Source organism: Stenotrophomonas maltophilia group sp. P373, from assembly GCF_053295075.1.
The window spans coordinates 176,112-193,374 of record NZ_CM129994.1 but is presented as its reverse complement, the minus strand read 5'-3'; the positions used below and the strand labels follow the sequence as shown (position 1 = coordinate 193,374).

Genomic DNA, 17,263 nt, shown 5'->3' with positions numbered 1-17,263 from the left:
ACTCAGAACGCGTTGATGCCGGTCAGTTCGCGGCCGATCACCAGCTGGTGCACGGTCTCGGTGCCTTCATAGGTGATCACCGATTCCAGGTTCAGCGCATGCCGGATCGCCACGTGCTCGGTGGTGATGCCCGCACCGCCCAGCAGATCGCGACACTCGCGGGCGATGTCGATCGCCATGCGGCAGTTGTTCCATTTGGCCAGGCTGACCTGCTGCGGTTGCAGCTGGCCGGCTTCCTTCAGCCGGCCCAGCTGCAGCGCCAGCAACTGCGCGGTGGTGATCCGGCGGGCCATCTCGGCCAGCTTGATCTGCGCGCTCTGCGTGGCGGCCAGCGGGCGACCGAACAGCACGCGCTCCTTGGCATAGCCAAGTGCTTCATCCAGGCAGGCAATCGCCGCACCGATCGGCCCCCAGCTGATGCCGTAACGGGCCTGGGTCAGGCAGCCCAGCGGCCCCTTCAGGCCCTTCACGTTCGGCAGGCGATGGCTGTCGGGCACGCGCACGTCATCGAAGAACAGCGCGCCGGTCAGCGACGCGCGCAGGCTCATCTTGTGCTTGATCTCCTGCGTCGTGAAGCCGGCCATGCCCTTTTCCAGCACGAAGCCCTGGATGCCGTCCTCGGTCTGCGCCCAGACGATGGCCAGGTCGGCCACCGGGCCGCTGGTGATCCACATCTTGCTGCCGCTGATGCGCCAGTCACTGCCGTCGCGCACCGCGCGGGTCTTCATGCTGGCCGGATCGGAACCGCCGTGCGCCTCGGTCAGACCGAAGCAGCCGATCAGTTCGGCGCGCGCCATCGCCGGCAGCCACTGCTGGCGCTGTTCCTCGCTGCCATAGGCGTAGATCGGGTACATGCACAGCGAGCTCTGCACCGACACGAAGCTGCGCAGGCCCGAATCGCCGCGCTCCAGCTCCTGGCAGATCAGGCCATAGCTGACCGCGCCGAGGCCACCGCCGCCGTACTCGGCCGGCAGGGTCGCGCCCAGCAGGCCCAACGAGGCGATCTCAGGCACCAGTTCATCGGGGAAGCGGGCCTGGTCGAAGGCATCGCCGATGATCGGCAGCACGCGCTCGTTGGTGAAGCGGGCGACGCTCTCCTGCACTGCGCGCTCTTCCTCGTTGAGCAGGGAACGGACATCGAACAGATCGTACGGATGCAAAGCCATGGCACTCACACGCAGTCAGGACCCGGCCATTGTCGGTCATCCGCGCAGCGTTGGTGCACGGGTAGAGGCCGACCTTGGTCGGCGCTGGTATTTTCTGCCGGTGCCAACCAAGGTTGGCGACCACCGAAGCCGCGTTCGCTGCAATGCAGCAATCATGACGTGAACATCGTCGATCTAGCTCGATCACGCGCGGCCCGGTACCCTGACACATTCAAACAACCGTTTCGCCCGTGGCCGCACGCGCGATTCCCAGGCACCGCCGGTGGCCCCGATGCCGGCCCTACCCACGAGTCATGCAATCGATGAGCGCTGAAGCCAACGCCCTGCCCCCGCGTGAAGTAATGGAGTTCGACGTGGTGATCGTCGGCGCCGGCCCCGCCGGCCTGGCCACCGCGATCCGCCTGCGCCAGCGCGCGCTCGAAGCCGGCCGCGAGCTGTCGGTGTGCGTGCTGGAGAAGGGCTCCGAACCGGGCGCGCACGTGCTGTCCGGCGCGGTGATGGATCCGCGCGCGCTGACCGAGCTGTTCCCGGACTGGGCCGAGCGCGGCGCACCGCTGAAGCAGAAGGTCACCCGCGACGAATTCCTGTTCCTCAGCGAGACCGGCGCGCGCAGCACCCCCAATGCGCTGCTGCCGGAGTGCTTCCACAACGAAGGCAACTACATCATCAGCCTGGGCGAAGTGACCCGCTGGCTGGCGCAGCAGGCCGAGGCGCTGGAGGTTGCGATCTTCCCGGGCTTCGCCGCTGCAGAAGTGCTGTACGGCGACAACGGCGAGGTGATCGGCGTGGCCACCGGCGACATGGGCATCGAGAAGGACGGCAGCATCGGTCCGGCCTTCGAGCGTGGGATGGCGCTGCACGCCAAGTACACGATCTTCGCCGAAGGTGCGCGCGGCCACCTCGGTCGCCAGCTGATCGCCCGCTACAAACTGGACGAAGGCAAGGACCCGCAGGCCTACGGCATCGGCATCAAGGAGCTGTGGCAGATCGACCCGGCCAGGCATGAGCCGGGCCTGGTGGTGCATGCGGCTGGCTGGCCGCTGGACAGCGACACCTACGGCGGCGCGTTCCTGTACCACGCCGACGGCGGCAAGGTCGCCATTGGTTACGTGGTCGGCCTGGACTACAAGAACCCGTGGCTGAGCCCGTTCGAGGAGTTCCAGCGTTTCAAGACCCATCCCTCCATCCGCAAGCACCTGGAGGGCGGCACCCGCATCGGTTACGGCGCGCGTGCGATCACCGCCGGCGGCCTGCTGTCGCTGCCGAAGACGGTGTTCCCCGGGGGGGCGCTGGTCGGCTGCGAGGCCGGCTACCTCAACGCCAGCCGCATCAAGGGCAGCCATGCCGCGATCAAGACCGGCATGCTGTGCGCCGACGCCGCGTTCGACGCGCTGGCCGCCGATCGCCAGCACGATGAACTGAGCGCCTACCCGAAGGCGTTTGAAGCCAGCTGGCTGTTCACCGAACTGCAGCAGGCCAAGAACTTCAAGCAGTGGTTCAAGAAGGGCCAGACCGTTGCCACGCTGATGACCGGCGTGGAGCAGTGGCTGCTGCCGAAGCTGGGCGTGCGCAACCCGCCGTGGACCCTGCACCGCACCCAGCCGGACCACGCCTGCCTGGAGCCGGCGTCGCAACACACCCGCATCGCCTACCCCAAGCCCGATGGCGTGCTGACCTTCGATCGTCTCAGCTCGGTGTTCCTGAGCAGCACCAACCACGACGAGAACCAGCCCAGCCACCTGACGCTGAAGGATCCGAGCATTCCGGTGAAGGTGAACCTGGCCGAGTACGCCGGTCCCGAAGCCCGTTACTGCCCGGCCGGCGTGTACGAGTTCGTCGGCGACGCCGGCGACGCGCGCCTGCAGATCAACGCGCAGAACTGCGTGCACTGCAAGACCTGCGACATCAAGGATCCGACCCAGAACATCGTCTGGGTGACCCCGCAGGGCGGCGGCGGCCCGAACTACTCGGGCATGTGATCGCCCCGGGCTGCGACCGCGTGTCGCAGCCCGGCCGCTCCACCGCACCGCTATCCTGCCCGCCCATGCGTGCCTCCCGCCTGCTCACCACCGTTGCCGTGGCCCTGCTTGCCACGGCCTGCCAGCGCCCGCCGGCGGCGCCGGCGACGCCCGAACAGGCCCGCCAGCAGGCCATGCAGCGCGCGTTCGAACTGTGCGCCGGCTGCCACACCGTGCAGCCTGGCGGCATCCACCGCTTCGGCCCCAACCTGCACGGCGTGATCGGCCGTCGCGCCGGCAGCCTGCCCGATTACGGCTATTCCGACGGCATGCGCCGCGCCGACATCACCTGGAGCGCGCAGACCCTGGACGCGTTCCTGCAGTCGCCCACCCACGTGGTGCCCGGCACGCGCATGTACAACGCCTTTCCCAGCGCCGAACGCCGCGCGCTGGTGATCGCCTACCTGCAACAGCAGTCGGCTCAGTGAGCCAGTCGCTGCAGCTGATGCTGCAGCCTTGCCACGAACGCCGTTACAGCGGCGAACACCGGTGCCGGATCGGCCTCGGTCGCATCCTGCAGGCGCTCGACCAGCGCGTTGGCCTGCCCGGCCAGTGCGCTTGCCCCGATCGCCCCCAGACCGCCCGCCTGGCGATGCAGGTGGAGCGCCGCAGTCGCGCGGTCACCGGCCCGCACGGCGCGCTGCACCGCCGCCAGATCGCTTTCACTGGCCTGCAACAGGCTGTCGCGCAGCTGCTCGGCCACGGCGCGCGAGCCATAGCACTGCTGCAGGGTGGCCAGATCAGGCAGCACTTCAGCGTCGTCGGCGACAGTCTCCTGCACCGGCGCATCGAATGACTGGCCCTGTGCCTGCGGCAGCCAGCGCAGCAGCGCGGTGCGCAGCGTGGCCAGCGACAGCGGCTTGGCCAGCACCTCGTCCATGCCGGCTTCGCGGCAGCGGCGTGCATCGTCGTCCAGCACGCTGGCGGTCAGCGCCAGCACCGTCAGCCGCGGCTGGCCGGTACGGCCCTCGCGCTCGCGCAACAGGCGGGTGAAACCGAAGCCGTCGAGTACCGGCATGCGGCAGTCGGTAATGACCAGGTCGAAGGCCTCCGATGACAAGCGGTCCAGTGCCTGCTGGCCATCGCCCAGCAGCACATGGGGTACGCCCAGCTGCTGCAGCCGCCACGCCATCATCGCCTGGTTGGTCGGGTGGTCCTCGATCACCAGCACGCGTGCCTCGCGCAACGCCGGCGGCAGCAGCGCCGCCTGCTCCTGCTCCGCAACCAGCGCTTCAACGTCACCCCTGCCTGCCTCCACCAGCGCCAGCCGCACCTCGGCGCGGGTGCCCTCGCCCAGCGTGCTGTGCAGCTCCAGCTCGCCGCCCATCATCTGCACCAGGCGCTGGCAGATGCTCAGGCCGAGGCCGGTACCACCATGGTCGCGCTGGATGTAGGCTCCGGCCTGGGTGAACGGCGCAAACAGGTGCTGCAGCTGTTCCGGTGCGATTCCGATGCCGGTGTCGGTGACGCTCAGGCACAGCGGCTGGCTGCCGTCGTCGGCGGTCGGGCCCAGTACCTCCAGCTGCAGCCGCACTTCGCCGCGCGCAGTGAACTTGATGGCATTGCTGAGCAGGTTGAACACGATCTGGCGCAGGCGCACGCCATCCACTTCGTGCGCTGCCGCCAGCTGAGGGTCGATCTGCACATGCAGCTCCAGCCCGCGTGCACTGGCCTGCGCCGACATCAACCGGCACACGCTTTCCAGCAGCGGCCGCAGCGGTTGCGGTACCGGCTCCAGGCGCAGTGCACCCGCTTCCAGCCGCGAGTAATCGAGGATGTCGTCGAGGATCTGCCGCAGCATCTGCGCCGAATCCTCGATCACGCCGAGGATGCGCTGCTGCTCGCTGTCCAGCGGTGAGTGTGCCAGCACCTCCAGCATGCCCAGCACGCCGCTCATCGGCGTACGGATCTCGTGGCTCATCGTGGCCAGGAAACGCGATTTGGCCTCAGCGGCCTGCTCGGCGTCCGCCTTCGCCGCCGCCAGTGCATCGGCCTGCATCCGCGCCTCGCTTACATCCACCCAATACCCGCTCCAGATCACCGCGCCTTCTTCGGCGGCGTAGGGATGGGCCTGGCTGCGCACCCAGCGCACGCCTTCCCCGTCGCTGCGCAGGCGAAACTCCAGGATCAACGGCGCGAACTGGTGCGCGGCCTGCTCGATGGAATGCAGGATGCGCGCGCGGTCCTCCTGCTCGACGCGTTCCAGCAACACCCTCGCATCCTGTTCGGCCTGCTGCCGGGTAATACCGAACAACGCAGGCAGGTCGCCGGCGATGAACGGGAAGCTCAGCGTGCCATCGGCATCGCGACGGGCCTGGTAGACCACCGCCGGCAGGTTGTCGGTCACCTCGGCCAGGCGCTGCTCCAGCTGGCGGCGTCCTGCCACCTCACGGCGCAGCCGCCAATGGCCCACGCCATGCACCAGCAGTGCGGTCAGCAGCACCATCAGCACGGGCACGCCCCACCGCAGCAGATTGCTCCAGTCGACCCCATTGCGGTACTCCACCGCCAGCCAGGCGCTGCGCAACGCCTCGCGCTTGCGTGGGGTCATCTGCAGCAGCAGGCGATCGAAGGTCGTGGCCAGGGCCGCATGGCGGCGATCCACCGCCAGCGCCAGCTGGTCGTTGAAACCGGCCGGAGCCGCGACCTGCATCCGCCCCGGGAAACGGCTGCGCAGCAGGTGATCGACCACGGCAAGGTTGCCCACATAGGCATCGGCTTCACCCTCAAGCAGGCGCTGCAGCGCCTGCTCGGCACTCCGCGCAGCAATGATCCGGGCCTGCGGCGCCTGTTGCTGCACATAGCCACGCACGCGCTCCGGGTCGGACAGCAGCACGCGCTTGCCCTGCAGGTCGGCCAGGCCCAGCAGCGATTCGCCATCGCTCCTGACCACAATCACGTTCGGCACGCTGATGAAGGGCTGGCTGAACACCCAGTCCGGGCCCAGGTAGCGCGAATCAACGGGTATGCCCATCACCGCCTGCAGTTCACCGCGGCGGGCCTTCTCACGCACCTCGTACCAGTCGTGGCTGTTCTCGACCTTCAGGTTGGCGCCGGCCTGCATCAGGCGCTGCAGGTACTCGCTGGCCAGGCCACTGGGCCGGCCATCCTCGCCGGTGAACGACAGGGGCGCGGCATTCGGCGCGAAACCGATCATCAGCGGCTGCTCCAGCACACGCTTCTCGGCCTGGCTCAGCGCCAGCTGCGCCGATGCCGACCAGTGCGGCGGTGACAACCAGCGTTGTGCGAGGGCATCGCGCTGGGCCTGGCTGGTCGCGGCCAGCGCCAGGTCCAGGGCTTCGGCCAGGGGTTGCTTGCTGTTGGGAATGCCGAAGTGCAACCGTTCAGGGGGCAGGTCGCTCGGCCGCAACAGCGCCACGCCCTGCAGGCGCCGGCTGGCAATCAGCTCGGTGGCGACGAAGGCATTGCCGATGTAGACGTCCGCTTTGTCGTCTATGACCATCTGCAATGCGCTCAACGTGTCATTTGCGACAAGCTGGCGGGCACGCGGGAATCGGGCGCGCACCTGCGGACCGGTCAGGAAGTCCTGTTCGATCACCACCCTCAGCCCATCCAGGTCCGGCATGTCGGAGGCACGCAGGTCATCGGGCCGGCCCACCAGTGCGAGCGGCGCCTCACTGTAGGCCGCGGTATAGACCATGCAGCGGGTGCGGTCGGCACTGAGGCCGACATTCATCACCACGTCGATTTCGCCACGACATGCCGCATCCAACACGGATGTCCAGTCCGGATAGCGGCGCGCCTCGACCTTCACACCGAGCTGGCGAGCAAGATGCGACAGGTAGTCCGGTCCCAGCCCGACCTGCTCGCCATCACGGAGGGACTCGAAGGGCGGCCAGCCGCTGTCATACTGCCCGACAACGATGGTCGGATGCGCCACCAGGTATTCGCGCTGCAACGGGCTGAGCGGCAGCAGGCCAGGGGCCGGCTGTGCCTGGGCCACGGGCAGCGCCAGCACCGCCAGCAGCAGGAGCAGCCCGCGAACAGCCCACCTACGCATCTGCGTCGATCTCCTAGAATCCTGCCAGGGACCGCGATGGTCGCGGTCCGGCGTGCCCGATGGCCATACTAGAGCATGAGCTTGCGCATCATCATCGCAGACGATCACCCCGTGGTCCGTATCGGTACCCGCGCCGTCATCGAGTCGAGCGGCGTCGGCCGCGTGGTCGGCGAGGCCGACAGCGCGCAGGCGCTGATGACCCTGCTCGCCAGCCAGCCCTGTGACCTGCTGGTCACCGACTACTCCATGCCGGGCAGCCCGCAGGCCGACGGCTTCGCCATGATCGGCATGATCCGCCGCCGCCATCCCGACCTGCCGGTGCTGATGCTCAGCGTCTCCAGCAACCTGGCGATCCTGCGCATGGTGCTCGACAGCGGCGTGCTCGGCCTGGTCGACAAGAGTTCGTCGATGGACGAACTGCCACAGGCCATCCAGTCGGTCTACCGCGGCCAGCCCTACATCAGCCGCAGCCTGCGCGAGCGGGTGGAAGCGGCCGGCAGCTGGCGCATGCGCGAGGGCGACGGCAAGCCGCTGTCCCCGCGCGAGGTGGAGGTGCTGCGCTTGCTCGGCACCGGCATGACGGTAAAGGAGATTTCGCTGCTGCTGCACAAGAGCGTCAGCACCATCAGCCGGCAGAAAGGCGATGCGATGCTCAAGCTGGGGCTGAAGGGCGATGCCGAATTGTTCGACTATCTGCGTGACGGGAAAATCTGAGACGCGATTCACATAATCGCACCGGCAACAATGCGAGGTCGAAGGAATCGACCGGCGCATGTCCGGCCGCCAGCGGGCAGAGCCTGGCGCTTCGCAGCGGTTCGGTGCAGAGCGCGCCTGACGTGCTGCAGCCGCAGCAGGAGACCCCGCAGGAGCAGGCGCGGCAGGCCCAGAAGGCGATGGGCGTCGGACATGCCAACGCCCTGGCAGAGAAGGGCGGGGCCGCCCCTGCGGCCCTTTCCTTTCCGCCAGCTGAGCGGCCGCAGCCGCTTTCAGCCTTGCTTCATGCCGCCTGCCGCTAGATGAATGCGCAAGCCGCTCGGTGCACCAGGCAATGTTCCGGCAATGTTGGAACGCCAGCGTGGACATCACGGCAGCCGGGGCGCCCCGCGCCCTCCCTGCCCAGCGTGGCATGCACCTCACAGGAGAACGAACATGCTCAGTACTTCCACACTCAGCTTCCGTGGTCTGGCGATGGCTCTGGCGATGGTTGCCGGTGTCGCCGTGGTCAGCGATGCCAGCGCGATGTCGAGGAAGGACAAGCGCACCCTGGTCGGCGCCGTGGTCGGTGGCGTGGCCGGCAACCTGCTCTCCAACGGCGACCCTGCGGCCACCGTCGGCGGTGCCGTGGCCGGTGGCGCAATCGGCAATCTGACCACCTCCGACCGCCGCGACCGTCGCTATTACGACAATCGCTACGACCGCCGTTACGATCGTGGCTACTACCGCAGCGGCTACTACAACCGTGGCGACGACCGCCGCTGGCAGCGCGAGCGTTATTACGACAACCGCTACTACCACGACCGCGGTCGCCATCGCGGCTGGTAAGCGGCACGGCGGCGTTACCCTGCCGATGGCAGAAACGGGCGGGTCGATGACCCGCCCGTTTGCGTTGGCCGCGCGCATGGCGTTGAATGCGCAGCCTTGGATGTGACTTTCCCCTCTCGGGCTGCGGCATGACGTCTACCTCCCACCGCGTGCAGGGCCTCAACAACGACGAGGTCGCTGCCGACTGGCCACCGATCAGCGCGGCGGACATCGCGTGGTTGCGACAGTGCTATCCGCAGCTGGACAGCGGCAGCCAACCGCGCTGGCACAGCCCGCGACCGCTGTCGGCTGCCGCCATCGTCGATGGCACGCGCGGCGCGGTATTCATCAAGCGCCATCACCACAGCGTGCGCAACGCGGCCTGCCTGGAAGAAGAACACCGCTTCATCGCCCATCTCGACGCTGCTGGCGTGCCGGTGACGCAGGTGCTGGCAGCGACCGATGGTCACACCGCGGTCGAACACGGTGACTGGACGTTTGAACTGCACGACGTCGGCGCAGGCGATGACCTGTACCGCGACGCGGTGTCGTGGTCGCTGCTGACCGATGTCGCGCAGGCCCACGAAGCCGGACGCGCACTCGCACAGCTGCACCGCGCCGCCGCCAGCTACCACGCGCCCCAGCGCAGCACCCATCTGCTGGTGGCGCGCGACGACCTGATCCGCGCCGACGATCCGATCGCCGCAATCAAGGCAGGTCTGCACGCGCGCCCCGGCCTGGCCCGCTATCTCGCGCGCATTCCGTGGGAAGCACAGCTGCGGCGTGACGTGCTGCCTTGGCACACGGGACTGGCCGAGCGCCTGCGCGACGAACCACGGCTGTGGGCGCACAATGACTGGCATGTCTCCAACCTGCTGTGGCGCGACGGGCAGGTCAGCACCGTGCTGGATTTCGGCCTGGCCTCGCCCACCAGTGCACTGTTCGACCTGGCTACCGCAATCGAGCGCAACGCCGTGGCATGGCTGGAGCTGGAGCGCGGCATGGAGGCGGTGCGCATCGATATCGCGCTGGCGTTGCTCGATGGCTACCGCCAGGTGCTGCCGCTGTCGGCGGCACGCGTGCACCTGCTGGCCGACCTGCTGCCGATGGTGCATTTCGACTTCGCACTGTCCGAAGTGGAGTATTTCGAGGGCGTCACCGGCTCGACCGCCAATGCCGATGTGGCGTGGCAGCCCTTCATGCTCGGCCATCCGGCGTGGTTCCATACCGCCCCGGGGCAGGCACTGCTGCAGGCCCTGCACGCCGCCGCGTGATCCGGTTGACGCAGCGTTGGGGTCAGATCCCTTTCTGCAGGAAGGGGATCTGACCCTGGGTGGCGCTCGCAAATCCGTACCATTTGTAGTGAAATGGTCACCTGAAGCGGGGGTGCCTGGATCTGCCAGGCTGAGAGAGTCCCTTGGAACCTGATCCGGTTTGCACCGGCGTAGGGAGCTTTGAGCCGCAGCCACACCCCCGTCATGGGCCGGTGCACCTGCGCGCCGTCGCTTCGTCTCCCTTGTTGTCCGAAGACGAACCGAATGAACCGCTGCCTGCGCCCCACCCTGCTCTCCCTCGCCCTCTGCGCCGCGCTGCCGCTGCACGCCAGCGAGGCCGAAGCGTCCCCCGATGCGGCTGCCACCGGCGCCGAGCGCTCGCCGACTGAACTGGCGGCGGTGCGCGTGCAGGCCGGCAAACCGAAGGCCGATACCTCGCGCGTGAATGCCTTCGGTGGCGGCAGCTGGAAGGACACGCCCGCGTCGATGAACGTGCTCGAGCGCGATTACCTCGACCGCCGCCAGGTACGTTCGCTGTCCGAGCTGGCCAGCAACGATGCCTCGCTGGGTGATGCCTACGCGCCGGTGGGCTACTACCAGAACATCGCCATCCGAGGCTTCGCACTGGACGCGGCCACCGGCTACCGCTTCAACGGGCTGTCCATCGCCGGCGAACAACGCCTGGCGCTGGAGAACGTGCAGTCGGTGGAGATCCTCAAGGGTGAAGCCGGCCTGGCGGCAGGCGTGATGGCGCCGGGCGGGATCATCAATTACATCGGCAAGCGCCCGGCCGAAGTGCGCACCGCCACGCTCGGCACCGATTCGGAAGGCTCGCGCTACGTTGCCGTCGATGTCGGCCACTGGATCACCCCGCGCTTCGGCGTGCGCCTGAATGCCGCATGGGATTCCAGCAATTCCTACGTCGAGCACGCCGATGGCCGCCGCAACTTCTACTCGCTGGCCGCCGACTGGCTGATCGGCGAGCGCGGCAAGCTGGAAGTGGATGCCAACTACCAGACCAGCTCGCAGCGCTCGGTGTCCGGCTACCAGCTGCTGGGCGCGCGTGACCTGCCGCGCGGTGTCGACCGCGAGCATCTGCTCGGCTACCAGCCGTGGCAGCGCCCGGTGGATATCGCCAGCACCAACATCACCGCGCTGCATACCTACGACTTCAATGAGGCCTGGCAATCACGTGTATCGGTAGGCCATAGCCGTTCGGTGATCGATGACAACGTCGCCTTCGCCTACGGCTGCTACTACGCCGCACAATGTGCCGATGGCAGCGTGCCGGGCAATTATTTCGCACCCAACGGCGACTATGACATCTACGACTACCGCAGCCCGGACGACACCCGCCGCAACCAGCAGGCTCGTGCCGAACTGCGCGGCCGCTTCGAGACCGGCAGCGTCGGTCACCAGCTGACCGTCGGCGCCGACTACTTCCGCCGCACCGTGGACAAGCGCCCGAGCGTCAACGAGTACGTCGGTACCAGCAACATCCACGAGGCACCGGTGCCGGTGTTCGCGCCATCGCCGAAGATGCCGGGCCCATCCGCACGACGCCTGGACAGCCGCCAGACCGCGTTCTTCGCGCTGGACCGGATGAGCTTCGGTGACGACTGGCAGTGGCTGGCCGGTGGCCGCTTCGTCCGCCTGGGTGAGCGCGCCTATGACAAGCGCGGCACCCCGCAACGCCACAGCCGCCTGTCGCGTTTCCTGCCACAGACCGCCGTGGTGTGGAAAGCCACCGACCAGCTCAACGCCTACGCCAGTTACGTGCGCGGCATTTCGCTGGGCCAGGAAGCGCCGTTCTGGACCAGCAATGCCGATACCTTCCTGCCGTCGGTGCAGTCGCGGCAGCTGGAAGTGGGCCTGAAGTACGTGCCGGTCGAGGCGCTGACGCTGGGCGCAGCCGTGTTCCGCATTTCGCAGCCGTACCAGTACGCCAAGCCGGACAACAGCGACGTGGGCTACACCTTCGTCGAGGAAGGCACGCAGACCCACACCGGGCTGGAGCTGACCGCCAACGGTCAGCTGACGGATGCATTGCAGATCGTGGCCAGCGCCAGCGTGCTGCAGGCGCGTGCGCGCGACACCGGCACGCCAGCCTATGAAGGCCATCAGCTGGTGAACGTGCCGAAGGTACGCGCCAGCGTGCACGTGGCCTACGCGCTACCGTTCGTGCAGGGCCTGGACGTGACCGGCGGCTGGCGCTATGCCGGTGCCAACGTCGCACGTGCCGACGGCGGCGTGCGCGCACCGGACTACTCGGTGTTCGATGCTGGCCTGCGCTTCCAGCATCGCCTGCACGAGCGTGCGGTGACCTGGAACCTGTCGGTGGACAACGTGTTCAACCGCTTCTACTGGCGCGATACCGGCAGCAGCGGCGGTGACTACTACCTGTTCCCCGGTGCACCACGACAGGCCCGCCTGTCGGTGACGTTCGCGCTGTGAGCAGCGTGATGCTCGAGTGGAGCGCCGCGCTGTGCAGCATCCTCGGCGTCTGGCTGATGGCCCGCCGCCGGTTGTCTGCATGGCCGGTGGGCCTGCTGTCGGTCACGCTGTATGGCCTGGTGTTCGCCGAGGCCAAGCTGTACTCGGACACCCTGCTGCAGGTCGCCTTCGGTGGCTTCCTGGTCTATGGCTGGCTCAACTGGCGCCAGCACGCCGCCGATGAGGGCAGCATCCGCATCGTGCCGCTGGCGCGCGGCAAGCTCTTGCGTGACCTGGCCATCGGCCTGTGCGGCGGCGTGATGCTGGGCGCCGGCATGCACACCTTCACCGATGCCGCGCTGCCGTGGCTGGACGCGATGCTGACCGCACTGAGCCTGGTCGGCCAGTGGTGGCAGGCGCGCCGCCACGTCGCCTGCTGGTGGGTATGGATCGCCGTGGACGTGGTCTATGTGGGTGCGTACCTGTTCAAGTCGCTGCATGTGACCGCCGCGCTGTACGTGTTCTTCCTCGGCCTGGCCGTGTTCGGCCTGCGCGCATGGAGCGCGGCCGCACGCGAGCCGCAGGTGGCAACGCAGTAGAGCCACGCCATGCGTGGCTGTTGCGGGCAATCGGCGCGCCATCCACGCATGGCGTGGATCTACGGGCTCAGGGCCAAACCCAGGCGCAGCGGCTGGCGCATGTCGGCCGGTGGGGCCGCCTGCAACGGCGCAGCCTGCAGCGTCGCGCGCAGGTCGGCGTCGACCCGGGCATCACCCAGGCTGTCGAATTCCAGTTTCGAGATATGGCCATCCGCCGCGATCCACAGGCTCACCGGCAGCGGCGTGGGCGTGTCCGGATGTGCCTGCAGCCATTCCAGCACGCGCTGCGCCTGCGGGTCCTGCTCCTGCTGCAGGCGCTGCTGCAGCTGGCCACCCACGGCGGTGGCGTAGGCCATCCAGTGTGCAGGGGCTTCGTGTGCGGACACTGCGGCACTCCCCAGTGCCAGCGCACCGAACCACGCTGCCAGCCGCTTCCACCTGCGGCGTGCGCCGCTCCTGTTTCCGGTCATGGTCATCGCCCGCCTCCTGCACTCCCATCCAGCACGACATGGTCGGCGCGGTAGATGACAGGCGGATGGCGGCACAGTAGAGCCACGCCATGCGTGGCTGCTACGGGCAGCGTGCGCACCATCCACGCGTGGCGTGGATCTACTGGAACAGAGCGGTCCGTAGCATGCGCAAGGACGGGAGCCGCGATCACTCGCCCAGGTCAGCCAGCACCTTGCGCGACGGCGCGAAGAAGGTCACGCCGGTGGTGGCGGTGGAGAAGTCGAGGATGCGGTCGTGCAGCGGCGCGGGATTGCCGATGAACATGCGCTCGAGCATCTTCTCGATCACCCACAGGCGGCGCGTGTAGCCGATGAAGTAGGTGCCGTACTCGCCACGGCCCGGGTTGGCGAACGGCATGTTGTCACGCAGGATTTCGTGCTCGCCATCGGCGTCTTCGATGGTGCACAGCGTCTTGTGCGACTTCTGCGCATCGGCCGGCGCATCGTCCAGCTCGATGTTGTCGTGCTTGGTGCGGCCGATGATCGCCTCCTGCGCCTCGGTCTTCTGCGCGCGCCAGGCATCGAGGTTGTGCAGGTACTTCTGCACCACCACGTAGCTGCCGCCGGCATGCTCCGGGTCTTCATCGCCAACAATGGTGGCTTCCGGCAGCGACAGTCCTTCCGGGTTGGCGGTGCCGTCGACGAAGTCGAGCAGGTCGCGGCCATCGAAGTAGCGGAAGCCGGCCACGTCATCGACCGCCTCGACCGCATCACCGAAGGCCATCAGCAGGTTGCGCTCGAACGCCACGATCAGGTCCATGGTGCGTGCGCGGATGTGGTACAGCAGGTCACCGGGCGTGGACACAGCGGTGTGGGTCGCGCCCTTGATCTCGCGGAACGGCTTCAGCTCGCGTGGCGGCGTGGAGCCCACCAGCGGCTGCCACACGCGATGGCCGATGGCCACGTTGCAGGTGAAAGTGCGCTCGATCTCGCGGATGGCGGTGTTCTTGATCAGATCATCAGTGCTGGCCAGTACCTCCCGTGCCTTGGCGATCGACGCCTCGTCGTCCTTCACCTTCAGCACCAGGAACGCCGCCGAGTGGGTGAGCGGCGCGGTGATCTGCTGCGGCTCGTTGTCGAGCGTGTGGTTGAGGGCGGTGATCGGTGCGGGCTGGGAATTCACGGCAGTTCCTGCTGGCTTGAGGCGGGTGCATCGTCAATGGCGACGTGCCGGGATCATAGCGGAACCGCCTGACCGGCGACGGAGCAGTTCTCGTTCCGTCCTGCGCGCAGTACCGTGCATTCCTGCGCTACATGGAACTGCTGCGGCCCACTCCGGGCGATACGCTGGCAGCGACCGCTTGGCAGACCGCGTTCGCGCAGCCAGTCGAACACCTCGCCGGGGCACCCCCATGCCCTGCGGCAAACGACACGACGTCACTGTGAAACCGCGGCACTGCACTGCAAGGGCATGGTGAACTGCCACCGCTTGCACTTGCCGAAACGGCTGCGCCCTTCGCACGCACGCTCGATCTCACCGTTCAGTTCGGCAGCGGGAAGGCCCCAGGTTGCACACTGGCGCGTTGCGGTCTGTTCGGCCGCCTGCCGGTTGGCTGGTGTCAGTTCGGGCGTCTTGCTCAACAGGGTCAGCACAACCCGGCCTTCCGAACGGTTGGCGCCTTTCAGATTCCATTCGGCGCTCGAACGCGCCTGCGTCGTTCCCAGCAGCAGCAGTGCTGCCACAGCGGTGATCGCCTTCATCTTCATCATGTCCCTTGATCGTGATTGCGCTGGAATCCGCCGCGCCAGGCTCTGCAGGACCGCCCTGCGGCCCTGCACTCTACCGGATGCACAGAAAAGAAGAAGCCCGGCGCGAGGCCGGGCTTCGGTTGGCGTGTGGGAGAGAGAGAGAGTCACACGCCAGCACAACACGCTCTAACGACAGGCGTTTGTTACCAGGTGAAGCGCGGGCCCACGAACCACTCGCGGTCGCCGGCCTTGGCCAGCTTCACTTCGCCACTCAGGCCCCAGTTCTGGTTGAACTTGGCGGTGGCGCCGACGCGGCCGTAGAACTCGCCGTCCGGGTTGATACCGTGCTTCTTGGCGTAGTCCTCGTAGCCGGCCATCACGTAGCCTTCCACGTACGGGTTGAACGCGGTACGCACGCCGACTTCGGTCGAGTAGCCGTTGAAGTCCAGGCCGTGCTTCATGTCGAACTTCTGGTACGCGACACGGGCCACCAGGTCGGTGTTCGGTGCGATGCCGTAGTTGTAGCCGGCACCGATGCGCCACTGGTCGACGTCGTTCTTGAACGTGTCGGTCTCCTGCGCGCTGTAGTCGCCGAAGATGTGGAAGTTCGGGTGCACCGCCACGGAACCCTTCACCTTCCAGCCATCGGCGTCGCCGCCCTTGGCATCGGTGTTCACGTAGCCGCCTTCAACGTAGTTGTACGACAGGCCATCGGTTGCCGATGCAGCGAACGGCAGGGCAGCCAGAAGACCCAGGGCGAGCAGCGAATTCTTGTTCATCGGGACACACCTTTAATTATTTTGGTTTCGTCGGCCGCCTCCCGGGAGGGGGAGAGAGAGGAGGCGGTCGACAGGTGTGAATTATCCGTTAGGGGGTCTAATCGACCCTGAATATTGAACTGACTGGTGTATAAATAAGGCTGGCGTTCAGGGAACTCCTCATGCCGCACGCATCCATCGCGTCACTGCTGTTTCCGCTTCATGCCCGGCGCACAGTGCGGGCTTTGCTGCTCTTCGCCCTGCCGATGATGCTGCAGGTAGCCAACGCAGCCGAACGTACCCGCCCTTCCGGGCGCATCGTGATTCAAACCGACGATGTCGCGCGCTTCTTCAGCGTGCTGGATGCAAGCGGAGGGAAGCCAAGTGCCGACGATCTGCAGCGCGGCTATCTGCATGCGGGTACGGATGCACTACGCAGCTTCACTGACAGCCGTATCGGCTCGATGGATCGTCTTGCAGATGCGATCCAGCACAAACCTGCGCTGTTTGCCAAAGCCCGTACCTGTGCGACTGCGCTGCCGGAGATCCGCGAGCGGGTTGCCAAGGCACTCGATCGGTTGGGCACGCTGCTTCCCTCCGCACGTTTTCCGCCGGTCACCGTGCTGGTGGGTCGGGGAAACAGCGGCGGTGTCACCACGCCCGACGGCGTGGTGATCGGACTGGAGGCGCTGTGCAACGCCGACTGGATGCAGCCCGACATCGGCGATCGTTTCGTGCACCTGATCGCCCATGAGTACGTGCACGTGCAGCAGCCCGGTGCGAGCGTCGATGTCGCGCAGCCGACCCTGCTCTATCAGACGTTGCTTGAAGGCGGCGCCGAGTACGTGGGCGAACTGATCTCGGGGCAACCGGCCAACGCGCATCTGCGTCGTTGGACGCAGGGCCGCGAATGCGCCCTGGAACGCCAGTTCGCCCGGGACAGCGCCGGTACTGATCTGACGCAATGGCTCTACAACGGAGCCGGCGACGAAACGCGCCGCGGCGATCTTGGCTACTGGATCGGCTACCGCATTGCCGCTGACTACGTTGCCCGCGCCGATGATAAAGCCGGTGCCGTCGCCACGCTGCTGGCGGTGCGTCCGGAAAGTGCGCCGGCACTGTTTGCCGCAAGTGAATGGCGCCCGGCGTGTGGGTCTGTGGAAAACCGGTAGGAATGAAGCCGTCTTCAGGCTGATGAATTGGGCGATTCGAGCAACCGCAAGGCCATCGCCTCTGTGCACATCAGCTCGCCTGATCTCACTCGTTAAGCTTCGC

At 67.1% G+C, this 17,263-nt stretch carries 14 protein-coding genes and 1 riboswitch; of the genes, 8 read left to right on the top strand and 6 right to left on the bottom strand.

Annotation, left to right across the window (positions count from 1 at the left end):
* Positions 1 to 2 precede the first annotated feature (2 nt).
* On the bottom strand, positions 3 to 1,166 hold the full coding sequence (locus ACSYHF_RS00830) for an acyl-CoA dehydrogenase family protein (protein WP_447576000.1): 1,164 nt from the start codon (positions 1,164 to 1,166) through the stop codon (positions 3 to 5).
* Between the two features lie 302 nt (positions 1,167 to 1,468).
* Between ACSYHF_RS00830 and ACSYHF_RS00825 the strand changes: the two genes are divergently transcribed.
* Both ACSYHF_RS00825 and ACSYHF_RS00820 read left to right on the top strand, forming a co-directional pair.
* Entirely contained in the window at positions 1,469 to 3,145 is a 1,677-nt protein-coding gene (locus ACSYHF_RS00825) for an electron transfer flavoprotein-ubiquinone oxidoreductase (RefSeq protein WP_095378416.1), read from the top strand.
* 65 nt (positions 3,146 to 3,210) lie between these two features.
* On the top strand, positions 3,211 to 3,612 hold the full coding sequence (locus ACSYHF_RS00820) for a c-type cytochrome (protein ID WP_053497753.1): 402 nt from the start codon (positions 3,211 to 3,213) through the stop codon (positions 3,610 to 3,612).
* Here ACSYHF_RS00820 and ACSYHF_RS00815 read toward each other — a convergent pair.
* The gene (locus ACSYHF_RS00815) at positions 3,606 to 7,205 is read right to left on the bottom strand and encodes an ATP-binding protein (RefSeq protein WP_262221953.1); all 3,600 of its coding nucleotides are present in this window, start codon (positions 7,203 to 7,205) and stop codon (positions 3,606 to 3,608) included. The genes ACSYHF_RS00820 and ACSYHF_RS00815 overlap by 7 nt on opposite strands.
* Before the next feature lie 75 nt (positions 7,206 to 7,280).
* Between ACSYHF_RS00815 and ACSYHF_RS00810 the strand changes: the two genes are divergently transcribed.
* The 5 genes from ACSYHF_RS00810 (at position 7,281) to pnuC (ending at position 13,032) form a co-directional block, all read left to right on the top strand.
* On the top strand, positions 7,281 to 7,919 hold the full coding sequence (locus ACSYHF_RS00810) for a response regulator transcription factor (protein ID WP_005420808.1): 639 nt from the start codon (positions 7,281 to 7,283) through the stop codon (positions 7,917 to 7,919).
* A gap of 435 nt (positions 7,920 to 8,354) precedes the next feature.
* Entirely contained in the window at positions 8,355 to 8,747 is a 393-nt protein-coding gene (locus ACSYHF_RS00805; protein ID WP_134955544.1) for a glycine zipper 2TM domain-containing protein, read from the top strand.
* A gap of 128 nt (positions 8,748 to 8,875) precedes the next feature.
* The gene (locus ACSYHF_RS00800; RefSeq protein WP_032954694.1) at positions 8,876 to 10,000 is read left to right on the top strand and encodes a phosphotransferase enzyme family protein; all 1,125 of its coding nucleotides are present in this window, start codon (positions 8,876 to 8,878) and stop codon (positions 9,998 to 10,000) included.
* Between the two features lie 98 nt (positions 10,001 to 10,098).
* A riboswitch (TPP riboswitch) is annotated at positions 10,099 to 10,194 on the top strand.
* A 70-nt stretch (positions 10,195 to 10,264) separates the two neighbouring features.
* Positions 10,265 to 12,454, top strand: coding sequence for a TonB-dependent receptor (locus tag ACSYHF_RS00795; RefSeq protein WP_262221952.1), 2,190 nt, complete (start codon positions 10,265 to 10,267; stop codon positions 12,452 to 12,454).
* An 8-nt stretch (positions 12,455 to 12,462) separates the two neighbouring features.
* Positions 12,463 to 13,032, top strand: a complete 570-nt coding sequence (gene pnuC / locus ACSYHF_RS00790) for a nicotinamide riboside transporter PnuC (RefSeq protein WP_005420817.1) — start codon at positions 12,463 to 12,465, stop codon at positions 13,030 to 13,032.
* A gap of 59 nt (positions 13,033 to 13,091) precedes the next feature.
* Here pnuC and ACSYHF_RS00785 read toward each other — a convergent pair whose 3' ends face one another.
* From ACSYHF_RS00785 to ACSYHF_RS00770, 4 genes are all read right to left on the bottom strand, one after another.
* Positions 13,092 to 13,508: a hypothetical protein gene (locus ACSYHF_RS00785; RefSeq protein ID WP_447575999.1), complete on the bottom strand. Its 417-nt coding sequence runs from the start codon at positions 13,506 to 13,508 to the stop codon at positions 13,092 to 13,094.
* Between the two features lie 181 nt (positions 13,509 to 13,689).
* Positions 13,690 to 14,664, bottom strand: coding sequence for a Dyp-type peroxidase (locus ACSYHF_RS00780; RefSeq protein WP_005420822.1), 975 nt, complete (start codon positions 14,662 to 14,664; stop codon positions 13,690 to 13,692).
* 254 nt (positions 14,665 to 14,918) lie between these two features.
* Positions 14,919 to 15,242, bottom strand: a complete 324-nt coding sequence (yecR, locus tag ACSYHF_RS00775; protein ID WP_262221950.1) for a YecR-like lipofamily protein — start codon at positions 15,240 to 15,242, stop codon at positions 14,919 to 14,921.
* 191 nt (positions 15,243 to 15,433) lie between these two features.
* The gene (locus ACSYHF_RS00770; protein ID WP_049416584.1) at positions 15,434 to 16,009 is read right to left on the bottom strand and encodes an OmpO family porin; all 576 of its coding nucleotides are present in this window, start codon (positions 16,007 to 16,009) and stop codon (positions 15,434 to 15,436) included.
* A gap of 161 nt (positions 16,010 to 16,170) precedes the next feature.
* Here ACSYHF_RS00770 and ACSYHF_RS00765 point away from each other — a divergent pair, with 161 nt between their 5' ends.
* Positions 16,171 to 17,160 (top strand): DUF2268 domain-containing putative Zn-dependent protease, encoded by a 990-nt coding sequence (locus ACSYHF_RS00765; protein WP_194430885.1) that lies wholly within the window; start codon positions 16,171 to 16,173, stop codon positions 17,158 to 17,160.
* Positions 17,161 to 17,263: the final 103 nt, after the last annotated feature.